Source organism: Zobellella aerophila (assembly GCF_039539325.1).
GTDB classification, from domain to species: domain Bacteria; phylum Pseudomonadota; class Gammaproteobacteria; order Enterobacterales; family Aeromonadaceae; genus Oceanimonas; species Oceanimonas aerophila.
The window spans coordinates 525481-544930 of record NZ_BAABCX010000002.1 but is presented as its reverse complement, the minus strand read 5'-3'; the positions used below and the strand labels follow the sequence as shown (position 1 = coordinate 544930).

General features: G+C 62.2%; 19 protein-coding genes. 4 read left to right on the top strand and 15 right to left on the bottom strand.

The window, feature by feature from the left end:
* Positions 1-42 precede the first annotated feature (42 nt).
* Complete coding sequence (flgK, locus tag ABD806_RS10155; protein ID WP_344957515.1) at positions 43-1650, top strand: flagellar hook-associated protein FlgK; 1608 nt, start codon at positions 43-45, stop codon at positions 1648-1650.
* Between the two features lie 23 nt (positions 1651-1673).
* Complete coding sequence (gene flgL, locus ABD806_RS10150) at positions 1674-2876, top strand: flagellar hook-associated protein FlgL (protein WP_344957513.1); 1203 nt, start codon at positions 1674-1676, stop codon at positions 2874-2876.
* A gap of 66 nt (positions 2877-2942) precedes the next feature.
* On the opposite strand, the gene fliR is transcribed toward flgL, so the two are convergent.
* The 13 genes from fliR to fliF form a co-directional block, all read right to left on the bottom strand.
* Complete coding sequence (gene fliR / locus ABD806_RS10145) at positions 2943-3731, bottom strand: flagellar biosynthetic protein FliR (RefSeq protein ID WP_344957511.1); 789 nt, start codon at positions 3729-3731, stop codon at positions 2943-2945.
* A gap of 6 nt (positions 3732-3737) precedes the next feature.
* Complete coding sequence (gene fliQ / locus ABD806_RS10140; RefSeq protein WP_344957509.1) at positions 3738-4007, bottom strand: flagellar biosynthesis protein FliQ; 270 nt, start codon at positions 4005-4007, stop codon at positions 3738-3740.
* Positions 4008-4028: 21 nt separating this feature from the next.
* On the bottom strand, positions 4029-4787 hold the full coding sequence (gene fliP / locus ABD806_RS10135; protein ID WP_344957506.1) for a flagellar type III secretion system pore protein FliP: 759 nt from the start codon (positions 4785-4787) through the stop codon (positions 4029-4031).
* Between the two features lie 2 nt (positions 4788-4789).
* Positions 4790-5212: a flagellar biosynthetic protein FliO gene (gene fliO, locus ABD806_RS10130; protein WP_344957503.1), complete on the bottom strand. Its 423-nt coding sequence runs from the start codon at positions 5210-5212 to the stop codon at positions 4790-4792.
* On the bottom strand, positions 5209-5637 hold the full coding sequence (gene fliN / locus ABD806_RS10125) for a flagellar motor switch protein FliN (protein ID WP_425583112.1): 429 nt from the start codon (positions 5635-5637) through the stop codon (positions 5209-5211). The genes fliO and fliN overlap by 4 nt, the downstream gene beginning before the upstream one ends.
* Before the next feature lie 49 nt (positions 5638-5686).
* On the bottom strand, positions 5687-6730 hold the full coding sequence (gene fliM / locus ABD806_RS10120) for a flagellar motor switch protein FliM (RefSeq protein WP_344957499.1): 1044 nt from the start codon (positions 6728-6730) through the stop codon (positions 5687-5689).
* A 20-nt stretch (positions 6731-6750) separates the two neighbouring features.
* On the bottom strand, positions 6751-7227 hold the full coding sequence (fliL, locus tag ABD806_RS10115) for a flagellar basal body-associated protein FliL (RefSeq protein WP_344957497.1): 477 nt from the start codon (positions 7225-7227) through the stop codon (positions 6751-6753).
* Between the two features lie 122 nt (positions 7228-7349).
* Positions 7350-8633, bottom strand: coding sequence for a flagellar hook-length control protein FliK (locus tag ABD806_RS10110; protein WP_344957495.1), 1284 nt, complete (start codon positions 8631-8633; stop codon positions 7350-7352).
* Between the two features lie 8 nt (positions 8634-8641).
* A complete protein-coding gene (gene fliJ, locus ABD806_RS10105) occupies positions 8642-9109 on the bottom strand; it encodes a flagellar export protein FliJ (protein WP_344957493.1) in 468 nt (155 codons plus the stop codon).
* Entirely contained in the window at positions 9106-10500 is a 1395-nt protein-coding gene (fliI, locus tag ABD806_RS10100; protein WP_344957491.1) for a flagellar protein export ATPase FliI, read from the bottom strand. The genes fliJ and fliI overlap by 4 nt, the downstream gene beginning before the upstream one ends.
* Complete coding sequence (fliH, locus tag ABD806_RS10095; protein WP_344957489.1) at positions 10497-11258, bottom strand: flagellar assembly protein FliH; 762 nt, start codon at positions 11256-11258, stop codon at positions 10497-10499. The genes fliI and fliH overlap by 4 nt, the downstream gene beginning before the upstream one ends.
* The gene (fliG, locus tag ABD806_RS10090) at positions 11251-12261 is read right to left on the bottom strand and encodes a flagellar motor switch protein FliG (RefSeq protein WP_344957487.1); all 1011 of its coding nucleotides are present in this window, start codon (positions 12259-12261) and stop codon (positions 11251-11253) included. The genes fliH and fliG overlap by 8 nt, the downstream gene beginning before the upstream one ends.
* Entirely contained in the window at positions 12254-13954 is a 1701-nt protein-coding gene (gene fliF, locus ABD806_RS10085) for a flagellar basal-body MS-ring/collar protein FliF (protein WP_344957485.1), read from the bottom strand. Before fliF ends, fliG begins: the two co-directional genes overlap by 8 nt.
* A 284-nt stretch (positions 13955-14238) precedes the next feature.
* On the opposite strand from fliF, the gene fliE reads away from it, so the two are divergent.
* A complete protein-coding gene (gene fliE / locus ABD806_RS10080; protein WP_486389743.1) occupies positions 14239-14532 on the top strand; it encodes a flagellar hook-basal body complex protein FliE in 294 nt (97 codons plus the stop codon).
* 531 nt (positions 14533-15063) lie between these two features.
* A complete protein-coding gene (locus ABD806_RS10075; RefSeq protein WP_344957481.1) occupies positions 15064-16998 on the top strand; it encodes a putative bifunctional diguanylate cyclase/phosphodiesterase in 1935 nt (644 codons plus the stop codon).
* A gap of 93 nt (positions 16999-17091) precedes the next feature.
* On the opposite strand, the gene ABD806_RS10070 is transcribed toward ABD806_RS10075, so the two are convergent.
* Both ABD806_RS10070 and ABD806_RS10065 read right to left on the bottom strand, forming a co-directional pair.
* Positions 17092-17448, bottom strand: coding sequence for a flagellar protein FlaG (locus ABD806_RS10070; protein ID WP_344957479.1), 357 nt, complete (start codon positions 17446-17448; stop codon positions 17092-17094).
* Positions 17429-19411, bottom strand: a complete 1983-nt coding sequence (locus tag ABD806_RS10065) for a methyl-accepting chemotaxis protein (protein WP_344957477.1) — start codon at positions 19409-19411, stop codon at positions 17429-17431. The genes ABD806_RS10070 and ABD806_RS10065 overlap by 20 nt, the downstream gene beginning before the upstream one ends.
* Positions 19412-19450 lie beyond the last annotated feature (39 nt).

The following is a 19450-nucleotide window of genomic DNA, read 5'->3' as shown; positions in this document are numbered from 1 at the left end:
CGGCCGCCGATAACCATTACAACGAGTTAAGGGAACGGGATAATGAGCATTTTCTCCATCGGCGTCAGTGGTCTTAACGCCGCGCAACAGGCCTTGTATACCGCGGGCAACAATATCAGCAACGTCTATACCCCGGGTTACAACCGTGAGGTAGCCCTGCTGGGTGAAAGCAATACCGGAGGGGTAAAAGTCAATGATATTCAGCGTCAGTTCAGCCAGTTTGTGGCCTCGCAGCTGAATGCCTCCAGCAGTAAACTCAGCTCGCTGCAGACCTACGAAACCCAGGTCAGCCAGATCGACAGCCTGCTGGCCGATCAGGAGGCGGGCCTGGCACCCTTGATGCAAAAATTCTTTTCCTCCCTCGAGGATCTGGCCGGTACGCCTTCCGATCCGGCGGCCCGCCAGGGGCTGCTCGGCACCGCCGATACCCTGACCGCCCAGTTCCGTTCCTTCGATGACTACCTGAGCGACATACAGCAGGGTATCAATGGCCAGATCCGGGATGAAGTGATCCAAATCAACAACACCGCCGAACAGATCGCCGGGCTCAACCGGGAGATCGGCCTGGCCAAGGCCAAGACCGGCAGCGCCCCCAACAGCCTGCTCAACCAGCGCGATCAGCTGGTGGCCGAGCTCAGCCAGCGGGCCGACGTACGCCTCAACATCCAGGACGGCGGCACTTATAATCTGACCATCGGCAACGGCCAACCCCTGGTCGCAGGCAGCCATTCCTACCGGCTGGAGGCCATGGGCTCCTCGGCCGATCCTTCCCGCATGGTCGTCGGCTATAACGATTCGGCTGGCAATCTTGTCGAACTGAAAGAGAACACTTTCAAGAGCGGCACCCTCGGCGGCCTGCTCAGCTTCCGCTCGGAAACCCTCGACAAGGCCCAGAACCAGCTGGGCCAGCTGGCTGTCTCCTTGGCCCAGGGATTCAATGCACGGCACAAGCTGGGCGTCGATCTCAACGGTGAGCCGGGCAAGGATTTCTTCGCGGTGGGCGAGCCCCTGGTGTACAGCAATGCCGATAACACGGGCAACGCCGAGCTCGGCGCCGTGTTCGGAGATATCAATGAGCTGAGCGCCAGCAGCTACGACCTGCGCTTCGACGGCGGGGATATGATAGTTACCCGGCGGGACACCGGCGCCCAGGTGGCGGCCAACTATGATGCCTCGGCCGGCACCTTGAGATTCGGCGGCATGGAACTGACCCTGAGCGGCACTCCGCAAGCGGGGGACAGGTTTCATGTCAATCCGGTCCAGCGGGCCGCCGGTGGTTTCCAGAATCTGATCCGCGACACCGCCGGCATCGCCGCCGGCCTGGAGCCGGGCAGCGGCGACAACCGCAATGCCCTGGCGCTGCAGGATCTGCAGAACAAGCAGTTGGTGGGCGGCAAGGCCACCTTCAACCAGGCTTACGGTGCCCTGGTCAGCGACGTGGGCAACCGCACCAATGTGGTTAAGGTCAACCTGGCCGCCCAGCAGGGGCTGAATGAACAGCTGCGCGGCCTGCAGCAGTCCGAGTCGGGGGTCAACCTGGACGAGGAAGCGGCCAATCTGCTGCGCTATCAGCAGTACTACCAGGCCAATGCCAAGGTCATCGAGGTCGGCAGCACGGTGATCGATACCCTATTGGGCCTGCGTGCCTGATCACTCCAGGAGAGAAAACTTATATGCGTATCAGTACCCTGACCATGTTTGAACGGAACGCCTCGTCGATGAACCGTCAGCAGAGTGAGTTCCTCAAGGTGGGTCAGCAGTTCGCCAGCGGGAAACGGGTACTTAACCCGTCCGACGATCCCCAGGCGGCCTCGCGGGCGGTGGGGGTGAGTCAGGCCAAGGCGGTTACCCAGCAGTACATGGACGCCCGGATCACGGCCCGTAACGCCCTGTCCCAGGAAGAAAACGTGCTCAACAGCATAGGTGACGCCATCACCAGCGCCAAGACGCTGATGGTACAGGCGGCCAACGGTACCCTGAGCGATGCCGACCGAGGTTCGGTAGCCAGTGAATTGCGCAGCATTTACGAGACCATCTTCGGCCAGGCCAACGCCACCGACGGCAATGGCCGCTACCTGTTTGGCGGTTACCAGGACAACAGCCCACCCTTCGTCAAGGGCGCCGGCGGCACGGTCAGCTATGAAGGGGACCTCAATACCCGTGAACAGCGGGTGGATGCCTCCCGGCTGATGCCGGTCGGTGACAACGGCAATACCATCTTCCGGAGCGTACACAGCAGCGCTGGCTATGTGGCCGAGGCGAATGCCGGCAATAGCGGCAATGTCACCTTCAAAGGCCCCCTGGTGCTCGATGCCGCCGATCCCGGCTATGGTAATGCATTTGAGGTGAGTTTTTCGGTGTCCGGCGGTGTACTCGGCTATAGCCTGGATGGGGGGGCCACCACGCAGCCTTATAAACCCGGCGAGGCGATTACCTTCGGTGGTCTTTCATTGACCCTGGAAGGGACCCCGGCCGCCGGTGACAGCATTAAGCTGGCGCCAGCCAAGGATATGAACACGGATCTGTTCGCCACCTTGGAAAAGGCCATCGCGGCCCTGGATTCGCCGAGCGGCGGTGCCCGACAGCAGGCGGCATTGGCAAATACCCTGAATACGGTGATGCGCGAGCTGGACAACAGCTTGGATAACGTGCTGACGGTGCGTGCCTCGGCGGGTGCCCGGCTCAACGAGCTGGATGTGGTGGACACGGTCGCCGGCAACCGCATGCTCAACTACGAGCAGACCCTGTCGGATCTGGTGGATCTGGATTATGTGCAGGCGGCGTCCGAATACAGCCTGCGTATGGTGGGCCTGCAGGCGGCCCAGAAATCCTTTGTCGATATTCAGGGTATGTCGCTGTTCAACTTCCTCAGATAATCATTTCCGGGGCCTGGGGAAAGTTGCTCAATTCCCCAATCCCCAATCCCCAATCCCTCGATGCCATCATAGCGGCGCCATCGTCTCCACCAGCTGGCGCATAAAGATCAGCCCTTGGCCAAACAGTCCCTGCAGGAAGCGGCCGATATCGGTCATCAACACCATCAGCAGGAAAATCCCCACCGTCAGCGTCAGCGGAAAGCCCACCGAAAACACCGTCAGCTGCGGCGCGGAGCGGTTGAGGATGCCCAGTGACAGGTTGATGATCAGCAGCGCCGCCACCACCGGCAGCGCCAGCAGCAGGCCGGAAACGAATACCGTGCTGCCGAAGCGGGCCAGCAGTTCGAAGGCGCCCGGGTTCAGGCCGCTGATGCCGATCGGCAGGGAGACAAAGGTGCCGGCGAGGATCTCGATCACCATCAGGTGACCGTCGAAGGCGAGAAACATCAACAGGCTGATCATATACAGCAGCCGCGACAGTATCATGGTATTGGCGCCGCTGTCCGGCGCGAAAAAGGTGGCGAAGGCGAGTCCCATCTGCAGGCCGATAAACTCCCCCGCCGCCTGTACCGCGGCGAACAGTATGTGTATGGTCAGTCCCATGGCCAGGCCGATCAGCATCTGCTCGACCATGATGCCGAGACCGGCCCAGGACATCAGGGGGACACTCGGCAGGGGCGGCAGGCCGGGCGCAACGGTCAGGGTGAGCAGGGCGGCGAGGCCGATTTTCACCTGATTGGGGATGCTGGAATGGCCCAGCAAGGGGGAGGCGACCATGAGCGCGCTGATCCGGGTGAACGGCCAGAGGAAGGCGACCAGCCATCCCTGCAATTGGGCGAAGGTCACCTCGACCATGGCGGCTCAGGACACCATGAAGGGAATGTTGGTGAACAGATCGCGGGTAAAGTCGACAATCAACTTGATCAGGAAGGGGCCGGAGGCCACCAGCACGGCGAACACGCCCAGGATCTTGGGTATGAAGGACAGGGTCATTTCGTTGATCTGGGTGGCGGCCTGGAACAGGCTGACCAGCAGGCCGATCAGCAGCGCGGTGAGCAGCAGGGGGGCGGACATCAGCAGGGTCACGCGCATGCCCTGATAGGCCAGGTTCATGACCATTTCCGGCGTCATGTCATCCTCCTCGGGTGAAACTTAGGATACATAGAAACTCTGGGCCAGCGAGCCGATGATCAGCTGCCAGCCGTCCACCAGCACGAACAGCATCAGCTTGAAGGGCAGGGAGATCGTAGCCGGCGGTACCATCATCATCCCCAGCGCCATCAGTACGCTGGCGACCACCAGATCGATGATCAGGAAGGGGATGAAAATGGTGAAACCGATCTGGAAGGCGGTTTTCAGCTCGCTGGTGACGAAGGACGGCATCAATACCCGCATCGGCAGCTCTTCCGGTCCCTGCAAGGGGCCGACATCGGCCAGGCGCACAAACAGCGCCAGATCCGCATCCCGGGTCTGGGCCAGCATGAACTCGCGCAGGGGCTGGCTGCCCATGGCGATAAACTGCTCGAAGTTGATCTCATCCCGGGACAGCGGCAGCCAGGCGCTCTCGTAGACCTGGCCGATGACCGGCGACATCACAAAAAAGGTCAGAAACAGGGTCAGCCCCAGCAATACCTGGTTGGGGGGCGCCGACTGGGTACCCATGGCGGTACGCAGCAGGCTGAGCACTATGATGATGCGGGTGAAGCTGGTCATCAGCAGCAGCAGGGCGGGCAGGAACGCCATGCTGCTGAGCAGCAGCAGAGTTTGCAGCTGAATGGACCATTGCTGGCCGCCATCTGGGGTGGGCTGGCTGGTGATGCCCGGGATGGTTTGGGCGAGGGCGGCGGTCGGCCACCAGGGCAGGGTGGTGAGCAGCAGAGTCAGCAGCCTGGAACAGTGGGTTAGCTTCATGCTCAGGCTCCGTCGCGGTGCGCGGAGCGGCTTCCGCCGAGCCGCTCTCCGGCCTGCTGTTTCAGGGCCTGGGCGAAGCGGCCGGCAAAGCCCGCCTCGGGCCGGGCGATATCCCCGGGAGGCAGACGCTGCGCCGGCAACTCATGCAGCTTGCTGACCTGGCCGCCGCCCACCCCGAGTACCAGCCAGGTGTCTTCCAGCTCGACCACCACCACCCGCTCGCGGGGGCCGAGGGCGGTACTGGCCACCACCTTGAGGTTCAGCCCGGGACGCGAGCGGTGAGGGCCCAGGCGCCTGAGCAGGTAGCCGCACAGCAGGATCAGCGCGATGATCAGCGCCAGCACGGCGGCGGTTTTGCCCAGGGCGGCCATGCCCAGCAGGGCATCGCCGCCGGCGGCCGGCATGGGAGGAGAAGGTGCGCTCATCGGTTCAGCTTTTGGACGCGCTCGGAGGGGGTAACGATTTCGGTGATACGGATGCCGTATTTGTCATCCATCACCACCACCTCACCCTGGGCGATCAGGTAGCCGTTGATCAGGATATCCATGGGCTCGCCGGCCAGGCCATCGAGCTCGATAACCGAGCCCTGGGCCAGTTCCAGCAGCTGCTTGATGGTAATGCGGGTACGGCCCAGCTCGACGGTGAGCTTGACCGGAATATCCAGGATCATGTCCAGATCCCGGGCGGCACCGCCGTCGGCGCCTTTTTCCAGGGGTTTGAACACGCTCTTGCCGGCGGCTTGCACGCCCTCCCGGGTGTCTTCCTGCCCGCTGGTGGCCGCCTGCTCGGCCAGCGCCGCGGCCCAGGGATCATCTTCCTCGGCCGGAGCCGATTCCTGCTGTTCGGCCATGGCCATGGCCCATTCATCGTCGGGCGTGGTCTGATCGGGTTTGTGGGGATCAGTCATGATGAGAGTCCTTCGCTTTAGCTTTCGGCAATTCACCCCTGACAAAACTGCCGGAGGAAGGGCTGCCGGTGGGAACATGTTCAATGATGCGGATCACGCGCAGGGCGCGCAGTTCATGCTGGCTGCCGTACTCGCACTCCATGACGGGCACGCCGTCGACGCCGGCGACCACGGTATCCGGCAGCTCCATGGGCAGCACGTCGCCCACCTTGAGCGCCATCACCTGGGCGATGCGGGTGGGCAGGGTGACGAAGTTGGCCACCAGCTCTACCTCGGAATGTCTGATCTCCCCGGCCATGCGCTGGGTCCAGGCGCGATCGCCCGCGCCGTTGCTTTCGGTTTTCAGGTTGCTGAGCTTGTCGCGCAACGGCTCTATCATCGAATAGGGCATGCAGATCTGGAAATCGCTGGCCAGGTTGCCGACTTCCAGATGAAAGGTGGTATTGACCACTATCTCGCCGGGCGAGTTGGTGATGTTGGCGAACTTGGTCTGCATTTCCGAACGCAGGTAGCTGACTTCCAGCGGATACACCGCCTGCCAGGATTCCTGATAGGCGTCGATGGCCAGGTTCAGGATGCGCATGATGATGCGCTGCTCGGTATTGGTGAATTCGCGGCCTTCGGATTTGGTGAGGAAGCGTCCGTCGCCGCCGAACAGGTTTTCCACCACCATGAATACCAGGCTGGGTGGAAACACCACCAGGGCCGAGCCACGCAAGGGTTTCATGGCAATCAGGTTGATATTGGTCGGCACCGGTACATTGCGCGCGAATTCACTGTAGCTCTGGTAGCGCACCGAATCCACCGTGATGTCGGCACTGCGCCGGATCAGGTTGAACAGTGCCATGCGGAATTGTCGGGCGAAGCGCTCGTTGATGATATCCAGGGCGTGCAGACGTTCACGGATAATCCGATGCTGGGTCGCCGGATCGAAGGGGCGTACGCGCGGCTTACTGCTGACCGGCTCGTCTTCATCAAAGGCGCCGTTGAGCAGGGCATCGATTTCTTGCTGGGACAGCAGATCGTCTTTAGACATGGAATAATAAGGGTATCCGGTTACTGGACGATAAATTCGGTAAAGAGCACGTCATTGATGAGCAACTCCGGCTGTGGCTCCGCCAGGGGCAGCCTCAGCTGCTCGAGGATCCTGGCGGCGAGTTGCGCCTTGCCGCCGGCGGAGGTGATCTCCTCCGGGTCCTGTCCCGACAGCAGCAGCAGCAGGCGGTTGCGTATCTGGGGCATGTGGGTGGCTATCATGTCCCGGGTCAGGGTATTGCCGACCTTCAGGGACAGGCCCGTGTAGAGCAGGCGCGGGCCGTAGTCATCGGCCTGCAGGTTCACCGTAAAGGGATCGATTTTAACGAAAATCGGTTCCGGGGAGGGAACGGCCACGGCCTCGGCGGCAGGCACGGCTGTGCTGTCCCGACCGTTCAGCAGGAAATAGGCATTGACGCCGGTCACCGAGACGGTGATAACCATCATCAGCCCGAGCAGCCAGCCCGTTTTACGGCGGCTCCCTTGAGATTCAGACATTGCTGTTTCCTTTTATTAACAACCAGCGGTCACGCAGGTCGATGAGTATGAGGGGGACGGACCGATCCCGATGGCCCGAAAAGGCCGGCAGAACGGGCTTATCTTCACCTTTTAGCCGGTTTTCAGGCATAAAGATCTACCTGGCCATTCAGCGTCAGTGGGCGGATTTGCACCTCGTTCGGGGCGGCGCCATGGGGGCTGGACTCATCCGGACTGCTTAGCGACGATGGCCGCCCTTCCGGTTCCCGGGCGAACGACTGGTCGGGCTTACCGCCCTGCTCGCCGATCGAGGCCTCACCCAGGGTGATGCCCTGCTCGGCCAGCGCTTCGCGCAGTTGCGGAATGGCCTGTTCGAGTGCCTGGCGCACCGGTGCATGGGCGGAGATGAAATGCGCCTGCGCACCCTGCTCGACCAGCTTCAGGCTGACCTGTAAGGGGCCCAGTTCGGCCGGATTCAGGTGCAACTCCATGCTCTGATCGGGACGCAGGGCGAGCCCGACCAGCTGTTGGCCGAGCTGCCGTTGCCAGGCCGGTGTGGCGACCGGCGCGGACAGCGTTGCCGTAGCGGTCAATGGCTGGATAGGCTGAGTGCCGGCCGCCGGCGTCAGGGCCGGGCCGGTCATCGTCGGGCCGACGGTAATGGGGGGCTCTACCGTCGGCACCGCTTCGCCACCACTCCGGAGTGGTGGCTGGCCGCTATCCGCCATGGTCTGCATGGGCGCCGCCGCCGGGCTTGGCAATCGCGCTTTCGGCTGCCCGGGCATCATCTGCTCCGCTTGTCGCAGGTCGATCTGGACGGTTATCGGTTGCTGCCGTTGAGGGCCAGGCTGTTCCGGTATTGGCGTGCCCTGCTGCCGGAGGCCGGACGGCTCAGGCATCGGCTGGCCCGGCGGTTGACGTTCGGGCTTGAAGGCCTCCGTCAAGGGTGGCGCATTTACCCTGCCCAGCGCCCCGGCATCGGCGCCGTCCATGGTCCCGGTCGGGGTCATCGGTGTCAGCCTGCCCGCGTTATCGATCAACGCCATACGCTCGGTGATGGCCGCCAAGGACGACTGGCGGCCATCAGCCGCACCGGCCAATTCCGCCGGCGCTTCACCGGCCGGCGGGGTCGGCAGGTAGCGCTGCCCGTCGGTAACCTGTGCCACCTGTGCCGACAGTACGCCGGCCTCGACAAGCGCCATCAGGGGGGACGCCGTGGCCTCTTCCGGCCGTTCCTGTGCTGGCTCGCTCACCGGCTTGCCGGGTTCGCTCCGGCCGCTTTCTTCGGCCGCGTGCGATTTCCCCCCCAGCCTGGCCAGCCGCTGGGCAAAGCCTTCGCCGTCGGGGGCCGGGCCGGTGCCGTTTCCTGCCTTCGTCGGGCGTGCCTGAGCCGGGCCCTGGGCGGCAGTCAACAAAGTGATATCCATAAGGTCTCCTAGCTGCCCTGTTCTGTGAACCCCTGCCCGGTTCTGCGGGCCTGGGCATTGGTGGTCATTTCATCGCTCTGGCGCCGCTCATTGCGCTGGGCCCGGCGTTCGTGCTCGTCGGCACGCCGACGGGTGAGGGTGGTATAGGATGACAGCCGTTGCTGTTGCTGTTGCCAATGCTGCTGACCGGCGGTGACCCGCTGATGTTGTTGGTTTACGGCCTGATGGGCGCGGGCGATGGAGGCGTCCAGCGAGCCGAGGAACTGCTGATAATTGTGCAGGGTGGCCGGATCTATGCCGGTGTGCAGCAGTTGCTGCAGCCGTCCGGCGTATTCCAGACGGTAGCGGTTCAGGGTCTGCAGCTGGGTTGCCAGCTGGGCCTGGTTGCGTCGCTCGTTGGCCAGCATCTGACCGGCCTTGTCCCTGGCCTCGCGGGCCAGTTCGATCAGGGTATCCAGCGGGGTGGGTGAGCTCATGCCTGACCTCCCAGTAGTGCCGCCATGGCCTGTTGCGAGGCTTCGGTGGCGGCGCGCTCATCGATGCGTTGTTGCAGGAAGCTTTCCAGCCTGGGGTTGAGTTGCACCGCCCGGTCGAGCTGGGGATCCTGTCCGGGACTGTAGGCGCCGACGCTGATCAGATCCCGGTTGCGCTGATAGCGCGAAAACAATTGCTTGAACTGCTGCGCCTGCCGCTGTTGGGCTGGGCTGACGATGGCATTCATGGCACGGCTGATGGACGCCTCGATATCGATGGCCGGATAATGGCCCGCCTCGGCCAGGGTGCGCGACAGCACGATGTGCCCGTCGAGGATGGCCCGTGCCGAATCGGCAATGGGATCCTGCTGATCGTCGCCTTCGGTCAGCACGGTGTAAAAGGCGGTGATCGAGCCACCGCCGCGCGGCCCATTACCGGTGCGCTCCACCAGGCCGGGCAGTTTGGCGAACACCGAAGGCGGGTAACCCTTGGTGGCGGGAGGCTCGCCGATGGCCAGGGCGATTTCGCGCTGGGCCATGGCGTAGCGGGTCAGGGAGTCCATGATCAGCAGCACGTCACGGCCCTGATCGCGGAAGCCTTCCGCCAGGCGGGTGGCATAGGCCGCGCCCTGCAGTCGTTGCAGTGGCGAAGTGTCCGCCGGAGCGGCAACCACCACGGCCCGGCGGCGTCCTTCTTCACCGAGGATATTGTCGATGAAATCCTGAACTTCCCGACCCCGCTCGCCGATCAGCCCGACCACGATCACGTCGGCCTGGGTATAGCGGGCCATCATGCCGAGCAGCACCGACTTGCCGACGCCGGAACCGGCGAACAGGCCCATGCGCTGGCCGCGGCCGACGCTGAGCAGGGCATTGATGGCGCGGATGCCGACGTCGATCTGAGTTTCGATAGGCGCCCGCGCCAGCGGGTTCAGCGGTGGCGTGGCCAGGGTTGCATGGGGGGCCTCATCCAAGGGGCCCTTGCCGTCCAGCGGCCGGCCGTTACCGTCCAGCACTCGACCGAGCAGGCTGTCGCCGAGCGGGAAACGGCGGGCGCTGGTAGCCGGGCCTTCTCCCAGCGGGAACACCCGGGCCCCAGGTGACAGGCCGCTGAGTTCTTCCAGCGGCATCAGGAACAGCCGGTCGCCGGCGAAGCCGACCACCTCGGCTTCGGCAAAGCGCTCCTGGGGGGCACCATCCGGGCTCGACAATTCGATGCGACAGGCACTGCCGAGGGGAACCCTGAGCCCGACCGCTTCCAGTACCATACCGGTGGCGCGCACTACCCGGCCGCTGGCCCGATAGTGCGGCAGCGCTTCGATACGGGCGCCGACCTTGCCGAGGGCATGGCGCCAACGGTCTTGATGGATATTACTGCGGACGGCGCCATTCATGGGACCTGCTCCGGGGTTGTCTGCTCAGGATGGGCGGTGCGCTTGCGTTGCTGATGGATGACGGCCTGCCAGCGGCTTTCCCAGCTGGCATCCAGTTCGCCGCCGGTACTGGTCACGCGGCAGCCGCCCCGGCTGAGCTGATCGTCGGGTTGCAGCTGCCAGCCGGCGGCCGCCAGCTCGGCACCCAGATGGGTGTGCACCAGATCCAGATCCGCCGGGTGCAGCCACAGTCGGGGAGTGCCGGTCAGCGCCGGCTCCACATGCAGCAGCTCGCGTATCAGGCTCAGCACCTGCTCGGGGTGGGCATCCAGGGCATCGGCCGCCAGTTGCCGGCCGGTGGCCAGCGCCAGGGCGACCAAGGCCTGGGCGATGTCATCGTCCACGCAGCTCAGCGCCGTGCTGAAATTCTGCGCCAGCGGCAGCAGGGGACTCAGGGTCTGTTCAGCCTGCAGGCGCGCCTCTTCGGCGCCGGCGCTCCGGCCCTGCTCCAGGCCCTGGCGATAACCGTCCTGACGACCGGCTTCGAAACCTTCATGGTAGCCCTGCTCGTGGGCCGCCTGCCGGGCCTGCTCGCGCAGGGTTTCCAGTTCCGCATTGCGGCGGAAGGCCTGCAGGCGGACCTTTTCCTGGCGGGCCAGCTCTTGTTGCGACTGTTGCAGCGCCTGCTGTCGGCCCAGTTGATCCATCTGCCAGGGTTGCCAGTCGTCGCCTTCTCGACGACCGTTGCCGTCGGCATCGGGCTCAAAAGGCTTAAACATAGGTGTCGTCTCCGCCGCTCAATACGATTTCGCCGCTGTCCGCCAGGCGCCTGACCACCTGCAGTATGGCCTTCTGCTCGGCTTCCACCTGGGAAATGCGGATCGGGCCTCGGGCCTCCATGTCCTCGCGCAGCAGCTGGGCGGCGCGCTGGGACATGTTGTGGGCGAATTTGTCCATCAGCGCCTCCGGCGCACCCTTGAGCGCCACCACCAGGGAGTTGGTGTCGATCTCCTTGAGTACCAGCTGGATGCTGCGATCGTCGAGATCCAGCAGGTTTTCGAACAGGAACATCTCGTCGATGATCTTCTGGGCCAGCTCCTCGTTGTGGGCGCGAATGGTCTCGATTACCGCCTCCTCCTGACCGGCGTTCATCAGGTTGAGGATCTCGGCGGCTGTCCTTACGCCGCCCATCTTGCTGCGCTTGAGATTCTGGCCGTCGAGCATGCCGCCGAGCACTTCGGTGAGCTCCTGCAGTGCGGCCGGCTGTACCCCGGTGAAGGTGGCGATACGCAGCACCACGTCGTTGCGCAGCTTGTCATCGAACAGCTCGAGTACATCCGAGGCCTGATGCCGTTCCAGATGGATCAGTATGGTGGCGATGATCTGCGGGTGCTCGTCGCGGATCATTTCGGCCACCACCGACGATTCCATCAGGTTTAGGGCATCGATACCGGTATTGCTATGGCCGGTGTCGATAAGATCCTCGATCAGGCTGGAGGCCCGCTCGCTGCCCAGTGCCTTGGTCAGCACGGCGCGGATATGATCGCTGCTGTGCAGGTTGATGGCGGTGAACTCTTCCGATTCCTGCTCGAATTCCGCCAGTACCTGGCGCATCTCTTCCTGGGAGAGCTTGGTCAGGCTGGCCATCTCCTGGCTGATATGCTGGATTTCGGTGGCCGAAAAATATTTGAACACCTCGGCGGCGCTGTCTTCGTCCAGCGCCAGCAACAGGATGGCGCCACGGCGGGCGCCGCTCATCTTGATAGCGGTAGCATTACTCATATTTGTTCATCCAGCTGCGAATGATCATGGCGACCAGGCGGGGATCCTCCTGGGCCATGTCACGGAGCAGCTTGAGGTGCTGCTCATGGGTCTTCATCTTGAGTCGGCGCTGGCTAAGATCATAGGTGTTGCCGGTCGCGTCACCGGTGTCCAGCTCGACGTGGCCGTCATCATCGTCGTCGTCCACCTGCACGCGAATGGCTTTTTCCTCAACCACGGGGGCGGGCTGGCGGGTATAGCGGCGCAGCAGCGGACGCAGCAGCAACAGGTACAGCAACAGGGCGGCGAGTCCGACCAGCAGGTAGCGGGCAAGGGTCAGCGCCAGCTGCTGCATGGCTGGTTTTTCCCACCATTCCCGCACGACAAGCTCTGCACTGCGGTCGATAAAGGGGCTGTTGACCACTTCCAGCTCGTCGCCGCGGGCTGCGGAAAAGCCCATGGCCTGGCGCGCCAGCCGGGTGATATGGTCGAGTTCGGTATCGCTGAGCGGGGTCTGGGTGAGTTCGCCGTCTGCGCCGGGCTGTTCCCGGTAGTTGACCACCACTGCCACCGACAGCCGCTTGATCTGACCACGGCGGTGCTGAACATGGGCGACATTGCGATCCACTTCATAGTTGATGACCTGCTCCTGGCGTTGCTGGCTGGGCGGCTTGGGGGTCTCAACCTGGGTGCCGTCGGCGTTTTCTTCCTGCGGCTGTTCGATGGGGGAGGGGGCCGAACCGGGCGGGACATTGCTCAGGGCGCCGGGCACGCCCAGGGCAAGCTCGTCTCCGCCGGTATAGGAGGCATTTTGCTGGGAACTGCGCACGGCGGCCTGATTGGGGGCCTGGTTGGGGCTGTAGCGTTCGGAGGTTTCTTCCCGGCTGGAAAAGTCGAGCTGGGCGGCGACCTGAGCGCGGACATTAGGGGCCCCCAGGATAGGGGCCAGTATATGTTCGATGCGCTGCTGGTAGGAGCGCTCCACTTCTTCTATGTAGCTGAGCTGGGTGCCGTCCAGATCGCGGGCATGGCCGCCGGGCCGCGACAGCAGGTTGCCGTGCTGGTCGACCAGGGTGACGTTTTCGGCCACCAGCTCGGGCACGCTGCTCGATATCATGTGCACTATGGCGTTGACCTGGCCGTCGCCGAGCGCCCGGCCCGGATGCAGGGTCAGCACCACCGAGGCCTTGGCGGGCTCGCGATCGCGCACGAACACCGACGGCTTGGCCATGGCCAGATGTACGCGGGCGCCGGCGACCGGGCCCAGTGATTCGATGGAGCTGGACAGCTCGCCTTCCAGTGCCCGCTGAAAATTGACCTGTTCGGCGAACTGGCTGATCCCGAAGGCCTGGTTATCCATCAGCGAGAAGCCGGCATTGCCGCTTTGAGGCAGGCCCTGTTCGGCCAGGCGCAGGCGCAGGCTGTGCACCTGGTCACCGGGTACCAGCAGGGTCTGGCCGCTTTCACCGAAACGGTAGGGAACGCCCTGCTTGTCGAGTTCGCCGATGATGCGTCCGCCGTCGGCCTCGCTGAGGTTGTTGTAGAGCACGCGATACTCGGGGGTGCTCGCCCACATCAGCATGGCGATGACCACGGCGACCACGGCGGCGCCGGCAAACAGCAGGGGGAGCAGGGGATTGCCGCGCAGCCGGGCCAGCAGTTGGCCGGGTGCGGCAAGATTTTGGCGATTTACGTCTGTGACGCCCTGGCTCATGCACGCCTCCCTGGCCGGAAAGCGTGACTAACTCGTGAATATACAGGCGTGGGTGCCGAAGGCATGGTTACATCCGTCGATTACGGTTAGCCGCCCGGTAGGGGCGGATCTGTGATGGGGAGCCATTATGCGCAGTGGCGCACGGGACAAAGGAAAGAAAAGCCCCTATTTTTACCGTTAATTGACGGTATAGCCCGCCGCCCTGGCTGTTAGTCTTGGTCTCCCAGTCTTGCTAGCAGAGCATATTTATGAGCGTTCCAGCGATTCAATCGGCAGTGCAACAGATGGCGAGCCTAGCCACCCAGGCCGCCGGCCAACGCGCCGATCCCCTGCAACAGGCATCCGCCGTGGGCCAGGGGGGCTTTACCGGTGAGCTGCAGGCCTCGATCCGGCGCATCAACGAACTGCAGCAGAACGCGGGTAACAAGGCCAAGGCATTTCAGGCCGGCGATCCCGATGTGGCCCTCAATGACGTTATGGTCGACATGCAAAAAGCCAGCATCGCCTTTCAGATGGGGGTGCAGGTGCGTAACCGCCTGGTCGGCGCCTATAAAGAAGTCATGAATATGCAGGTATAATACGGAGCCCGCACCGTCAGCGGCATGTCGCCGCGCCATCTTGTTGTCCCGCCCTCCGTCTTTCAATCCTCCCCTTCAAATAAAGGTTCCTTATGGTAGAGCACGGCTCAGGTGTCGGATGCAGACAGGCTGTGCTCCTACAAGGACATGAATTTAAAGCAAAGCAGCTGGCTGCCGATTCGCTGTGCGTGCTCTATCGTCGCCAAAGGGGCGGCCGGTACAAGAAACATTCAAGTCCGGGCGTCATCCGCCGATATACATAGCGGGCTGTTGGAAATCTTGCCGGCCTGGGGCAACGGGTGAACGAGATCTGGAACAAAAAACACGGAGATATCTTCCCGTCCGGTAATACATGCTGCCCTATATGACGACGGCAAAACTCGCAACGTCATTGCCCTGTTCCAGGATATCGGCAACCGTAAAGGTATCGAGCCGGAGTTCGAATGGCAGGCTCCGCACCAGGCAGGCTAAAGGATCTGGCCGCAACGGCGTGGTGGTGACTATTTCAATATGAGCAGGGAAACACCAAGGATGAGTCAATTACCCGGGCGTTTAGCCGATAACGAGCCCGACATGGACGTGCTGCCGGAACAGGCCGCGGGAGCTGAATATTTTCCGGCCAATGCTCCGGTTGCCGTCGGCCAGGAATATACCCTGGGTGTTTTTCATCACCTAAACGAAGCTATCGTGATCACCGACGGGCGTAACCGGATTATCGATGTCAATCCGGCTTTTGTGGCGCTGACCGGCTTCCAGCGGGAAGAGGTCATCGGTGAGTCCCCCGACGTGTTCAGTGTCCGCTGCCTGAGCAACCTGGGCCCGGACCAGTCCGCTCAGCCGCAACACGGCCGGGACAGCTACAGGGAAGAGCTGAACTACCGCGATAAACGGGGCATGGTCTACCCCGCCATGTTGTCGGCGAGCCGCATCCGGGCGGCGGACGGGCAGCTGTCGCATCATATTATCGTGCTGGTGGATCTGTCGGGGCTGGCGTCCCGAGCCCATAAGCTCAGCCGCGAGGTGTACTTCGATGCACTGACCGGGCTGCCTAATCTGCAGTTGCTGACCCAGCTGATCCAGGAGTCGATGGAGCATGCCCGGCGCACCGCCAGCTCGTTGCTGGTGTGCGTGCTGGATATCGACCATTTCAAGGTCATCAATGATCGCATCGGGAGAACTTCCGGCGATGTGCTGCTGGCCAGCCTGTCCCGGCGCATCGGTCAGCTGTTATCCGGGGATGACGTGTTGTCGCGGGTCGGCGGCGATGAATTCGTCTTGCTGCTGCACCGGGAGCTGGAAGAAGCCTTTCTGCTGGAGCTGCTGGAAGCGATTTATCGACCGCTGCTTATCGAAGGTCAGCAGCTGAGGGTGTCGGTGAGCATGGGGATCGCTATTTATCCGAGCGATAATGTCGACGGCGATGTGCTGCTGCGCCATGCCAACCAAGCCATGTATCTGGCCAAACAGCAGGGACGCAATACCTATCATATATTCGACCCCCTCAATGATCAGCAACTGCAACGTCGGCAGGAGCAGCGCCAGCGTTTTGCCGAAGCCCTGGTAAATAATGAACTGCGGCTGCACTATCAGCCCCAGTTGAATATGACTTGCGGAAAAATTATCGGGGTTGAGGCGTTGGTTCGCTGGCAACATCCGGAGCTGGGTTTACTGGCACCGGGACTGTTTTTGCCGGTTATCGAAGGCTCCGGCCTCGAGGTTGCGCTGGGTGAATGGGGGCTTGAACAGGCGCTGATCCAGCTGCAGCAATGGCAGCAAGAAGGCATCATGCTGCCAGTCCATGTCAATATCAGCCCCGCCCACCTGCTGACCATAGATTTTATCGATCGCCTGCTATATCTGCTTGAGCGCTATCCGCAGGTGCCGGCGCACATGCTCAAGCTGGAAGTGCTGGAAACCGCAGCCATGCATGATATTGACGCGGCTCTGAGCGCGATTCACCGCTGCCAGGCGCTGGGCATCGATATCGCCATCGACGATTTCGGCACCGGTTATTCGTCATTGACTCATCTGCGGCAATTGCCGGTCAACCTGATTAAAATCGATCAGAGCTTCGTGCGGGATATGCTCACCGATAAAGATGATATGGCTATCGTTGAAAGCGTCATCTATATGGCAAACCGCTTCGATCGCCCCATGCTGGCCGAAGGAGTGGAGACGTTGGAACATGCCCGGGCACTGGCGGCATTGGGTTGCCGACTGGTGCAGGGCTATGGCATTGCCCGTCCCATGCCGCCCTGTCAGCTACCGGCCTGGCTGACCCAGTGGCCCGGTCGAAAAGACTGGGCCGCCCTGGTCAGCATGGATGACACCGACGCCGGTTGTAGCGGCTGCTTCGGCCTCGATCAATGTCTCTCAACCGCCCCAGGTAGCCGGCAGGCAAGGATAGCTCCGCTGACCGGGTTGGCGGATGCCGGTGGCCGCACTGTCGGCGCTATCGGAAGCTAGCCCTGCGATCGGTAAGTACCACCATATACGGTTAGCGACGACATCTCCGCCGTCGCTATCCAATCCTGCTTAACTGGCCGGCATGGGCGTTATCTATGCCTGCAGTTTGAGCAAGGCGCCCTGGAGTTCATCCAGCCGTTCTGCCAGGCGCAAGACTTCCTCGGATGGGATCTGGCGGATCAGGGTCCCGCTTTCCTTGTCGATGATGCGCACCACCACTCTAGACGACTCATCGCTCAGCTCAAATTCCACCCCGTAATTGCCCAGCACTGAGTTCACCCGTTGCAGGGGGGGCAGCAAATCATGATGAGCCGGCTCAAGGGCGTCTGCGGAGGTTCCCGATACCGGGGCGGCAACCTGGCCTGTCAGTGTTTTATCCAGGCGCTGGCGCTCCGCCACGGATTGGATCAGGGTAGCGACAGACGTCACATTAAGTGGTGGCAAACTCATGGTTAACATCCTTTTCAGAGAGAGTGAGTAGATGTTGCCGGTGTTCAGTCGGCGGTTCATTTATCTTGAACCTGTCCACCAGTCGCTCCAGTTCCATGCCCTGCGCGTCCAGAGATGCGCTGGCTGCCGCAGCTTGCTCCACCAAGGCTGCATTCTGCTGTGTGACCTGTTCCAACTGACTCAGAGCCAAGTGTATTTGTTCTATGCCCTGCGACTGTTCACCGGCCGCGGCGGCGATATCATTGACCAGCTCCCGCACCTTGCGAGTGCCTTCCATGATGTCATTCAGACTCTGGTTGGACAGTTCAACCAGCCGGGCGCCTTCGTTGACCCTAGTTACATTGTCGTCTAGCAGGCCGCGGATCTGTCGGGCTTCACCGGCACAGCGGCCTGCCAGGTTACGCACTTCCGCCGCCACCACCGCAAACCCCCGGCCCTGTTCACCGGCCCGGGCCGCCTCCACTGAGGCATTCAGTGCCAACAGGTTGGTTTGAAAGGCTATATCGTCAATGGCGCCGATAATGTGGGTTACCCGTTGGGTGGCGCTTTTAATTTCGTTCATGGCATCGCTGGCCCGGCTGCTTACCTCACCGGCCTGGCGGGCTTGATTGTCTACTCCCAAGGTCAGTTGACGGGCTCGTTCGGTATAGTCGGCGGTCTGCTTCACCGTGATTGAAATCTGTTCCATACTGGCGGCGGTTTCCACCAAGGAAGCTGACTGTTCTTCGGTGCGTTGGGCCAAGTCCTGGTTGCCGGTGGCGATATCACTGCTGGCCTGTCCGATAGAGCGTGACTTCTGTTTGATGGTGAGCACCATCTCGGCAATGTTGTCGATGGAGCGGTTATAGGCCAAGTTGAGCTGAGACAGCTCGTCGCTGCCGGGTACCGTCAGCCGGCGGGTGAGGTCACCATCCATTTCGTCAATAGTGTGCAGGGTACCTTTAAGCTGTCCGCGGATGCTGCGCATGATCAGTACCGCCAGGCCAATGCCGAGGCCTGCTGCCAGCAGCACGGTGAGCAGGTAGCGCCACCAGGCGTAGCGTGCCTGTTGCGACAGGTCCCGGACACTGGCGAGCAACTCGCTGACCAGTTTTTTTTCCACCCGCATCAGCAAGTCAATTCTGGCGGTTTGCTGTTCAAACCAGTGGTTGGCATCTACCCCGAAGTCGCCTTCTCGGGCCCGAACGATGGCCAGTTCGCGCAACTGCACGGCACGGCCAGCCTGGGGTGAGTCCATTGCCAGTTCATAGGCCATGAGCACCTCTGCCCCGGCCTGCATGCGGAAATTGGCGGCAAAGGCGTCTTCCCGGCCAATCAGCTGGCCGAAGCGCTCAAACTGGCCATCGGCAAAGCGGTCGGCGGCAAACACACTGGCCAGTATGGCCCGTTCCTGCCCGGCCAGCTCCTTCTGGTTGAGCAGGCTGTAATAGGCGAACAGCCGCTGGGTGAGTCCGGCATGAGTCACCAAGTGGCTCATATCACCGACCATACCGAGCAGGTCTGTGATGGTGCTGGTATAGCGGGCCAGGGCCGGTGCCATGGGAATTGACATAGCATCTATCTGGGCTCTGTGCTGCCCTAGTTGCTGCAGCGTCTGCCGGGTGCGCTGTATTCGTTCGTCGATGGTGCCGGTGAGCAGCAGCGGATCCATGCGCTTCAGGATGCCGTTCAGTGCCGTTGCTGCCTGATCCGCTAATTTGCGTTGAGCATCGAGTTCGGAGACAAAGCGCTGACCCTGGCTACCAAAATACCCTGCACTCATGCCCCTCTCACGCTGCAGTTCGTGCACGAGCTCGCCGGCGCCTTGTGCCAAGCCCATCAGGGCCTCCAGTTGTACCATTTCCAGTTCCAACTGGCGGCGTTCACTCATACCGCTGACGGTAAACCAGCCCAGCGCCAGTAAGAGTGGCATCAGGGCCAGGACAAATTTATTTCCAATGGATATTGAGTGTAAAAACTTCATACAAGAGTGCTCCAGCTGTGCGAAAGAGATAGGCTGCCG